Source organism: Mumia sp. (assembly GCF_028803055.1).
Classification (GTDB): Bacteria; Actinomycetota; Actinomycetes; order Propionibacteriales; family Nocardioidaceae; genus Mumia.
Window position 1 is genome coordinate 1 of record NZ_JARBCJ010000272.1, and the last position, 2973, is coordinate 2973.

The window sequence follows — 2973 nt, forward strand, 5'->3', positions numbered from 1 at the left end:
CACCACCTCCTTCACCAAGGTCAAGGTGGGCTGCTGCGCAGTGTTCACAATCGTGCAGGTGACGTCGGCACCGTTGGCCAACGTGAGCGACGCCCCCTCCAACGTCCCTCCGGCCCCTTCACAGCTCCAGTCCCCTGCGTCATAGCCACCCGGACCGGCCTCGGTGAGCTCGTAGGTTCCCGAGATCACGTTCTCGTCGGTCACCCCGTCCTCACCGTTGCCGCTGACCGGGTCCTGACCTGCGATCCCGTCCGGCGTCGCGGTCAGCGTCCAGTCCGCAGGCACGTCGGTGGCACCGGTCGCCCCGCTCTCCACCTGCTTGCGCAACGTCAGCTGCGCGGGATCGTCGTCGTTCACGAAGGTGCAGGTCACCGCCTCCCCCGGGCCGACCGTCACCGTGCGGAGATCGCGGGTCACGCCACCGGCCTCGCAGTTCACCGCGACCAACGAGTATCCGGGGACCCCGGTCTCCGCCAGCTCGTACGGGTGGCCGGGCCGCACCTCGTACGTCGTGCCGGTGGCAGTCCCGGGCCCCGAGTAGGTCTCGAGACCTTCCACCGGTGGGTCGTCGCCGGGAGTCGCGCTCAGGGTGAAGTCGCCGGGCTCCGCTGTCCCACTACCGTCGTTCACGACGTCCTTGACGAGCGTGAGGCGACCGGTCTGGTTCGTCGCCGTGCACTGCACCCGTACGCCGAACTGCACCGTCACGGCACCGTTGAGGCCGTCGGCGAACCCGGGGATCTGGGCACCTTCGGCGTCGATGCGGATACACGCCCACGACCCCGTCGACGACGGATACGCGTCGCTGGACCGGACGTCGTTCTGGACATAGGTCGGAGGGCCGCCGGACTCGGCCAGCTGGTACGGAACCCGCGCCGTGACGACCTGGTCCGTGACCGCCGCACTCCCCGCCGTACCGTTCGGACCGGGCAGCTGACCCGCGGGCTGTCCCGGAGCAGGAAGCGCCGCGAGGTTCCACGACGTCGGGAGGGCAGACCCGACCACATTCTTGGCGAGCGTCAGCCGGGACTCGCAGTCGACGCTGTTGCGGATGGTCAGCGTGTTGGCACCGGCCGTCAGTGTCTGGTCGTACCCGTCCGGGATCGGGATCGGCGTGACGTCGACGCCGTTGACCTCGACGATCGTCGGCTCCCCGACGGTGCACAGGTCCGGGTCCACGGCCGGCGCAGTGATGTCGACGTCCTCGTCCACGGTCACGGTGTCGCCGGCGCTGTAGCCGGGACGTGGCGCACCCCAGTCCTGGTTGGAGGCAGGAGCCCCGTCGGGGCCGGTCAACGTCAGCTGAGCGGTGAGCCCGCCCGGCTGACTGCCGTTCGGGACGGGCGCAGCACCGTTGATGACCCATTCCTTGTCGACGGTGACGGTGGCCGGTGCGACAGCCTGGTTGTAGACCGTGCAGCTCACGGGGGCGTCGCTCGGCACATCGACGGTGAAACCGGTCGCGCCCGAGTTCGTGACCGGGACGGCTTCCTCGGTGGCGAGATTGCGACAGACGGCGTTGAATCCGTCGACGGGGAACAATGACTCGCCCTCCTGCTCCGTCTCGGTCACCGTGATCGCACCCGTGGACACGCCGCCGCCGAAGGTGATCGGGAAGTTGACGCCACTGGTGGCATCGGTCGTCGCACTGGTGGTCGGCAGGCTCACGCCGGGCGTGGTGGTCGCCGCGTCGAACGTCCACCCGGCTCCGCCCGGCGTCGCATTCGTGATGTCGCCGTCCGGACCGACGATCTGCTTGATCACCGACAGCGACTCGTCACAGTCGCCGAGGGCTAGGTCCCGTAGTGCAGTACCGACGGACGCGTAGTTCGCGACCTGGAAGTAGTCGGCCGTGTCGGTGTTGCTGCCGTCGTACGCCGTCGGACCTGAGATCGCTCGGAGATTCTGTGCGGTTGCGGGGTCGCTCACGCCGGAGCCGACGCCGACCGCCAGGACGCGCGTGCCTCGTGCCTTCAGCGCGTTGGCGGAGAAGACACCGTTCTCCATCTCGCGCACCCGCTCGAAGTATCCCGGCCCTTGTTCGGGCTGCGAGTAGAGGGTTGGGTTTCCGTCGGTGATCACGACGGCGAGGTCATAGGTGGGGGTGGCCTGCGCCGGCGCCGCGAGCCCTCGGTCCCAGTTCGTTCCGCCACCGGCGGTCCAGGACTGGTAGCGCGCCTTGAACGTGTCCGCGCCCTGCTGCGTGGCGACCGAGGTGAGTCCGGGGAAATTCTGCGTCGCCCCGTCGGCCGGGGAGACGGTGGAGAACGAGAACAACGCCAGCCGCGACGGCGTGCCGACGAGAGCGTCGGCGAAGGTGTCCGTCGCCGCCTTGAGCTCCACCAGCTGTGACGGTGTCACTGAGCCCGACAGGTCCTGGATGATGGCCACGTCGAGGCCGCAACTCTGGGCCGGTGGCGGATTGGTCCGCGACTGCTGCCAGATTCCGCCGGAAGCGACACGGTTGGTGTCGCCCGTGCCGATCATGAAGTCCGACGTCGAGCTGTAGGTGTTGCCGGCTCGGAGCCTCAGCCCGGTCCGGAACTGGTACGCCGTGCTCTCCGAGAGCGTGCCGTCGCCCTCGCCCGTCCGGAACGACGGGTTGATGGTGAACCCCTCCGGCGCACCTTCCTGCACCACCCAGAAGCGGCGGTCGCAGTTGTCTCCGGCCGTGATGCCGAGGCAGGTGCCGAGAATGCTCGTCTGCGTGTCCGGCACGACGAAGCTGCAGTCCCCGTCCGCGTCCGACACGCAGGTCGCCCATGCGTCGGCCACGGGGGTCGTCGGGGCCGACGTTCCGTTGTAGAGCCGGAGGGTCACGCCGGCCAGGTTGGACACACCGTTCGTCCCCACCCGGTCGGCGCCGACCTTGACGGTGATGACCGCGTTGTTGCCCGTCGCCGGCGGGACGTCCGCAGGCGCAACAGCCGGCACCGCACCCGTAGGCGGCGCGCCGAGGAGACCCATCAGCAA

General features: G+C 69.2%; 1 protein-coding gene. It reads right to left on the bottom strand.

What is annotated here, in order from left to right; genetic code table 11:
• On the bottom strand, positions 1-2934 hold a 2934-nt coding region (locus PV363_RS16910), incomplete at its 3' end, for a hypothetical protein (RefSeq protein ID WP_301022967.1).
• Between the last annotated feature and the right edge of the window lie 39 nt (positions 2935-2973).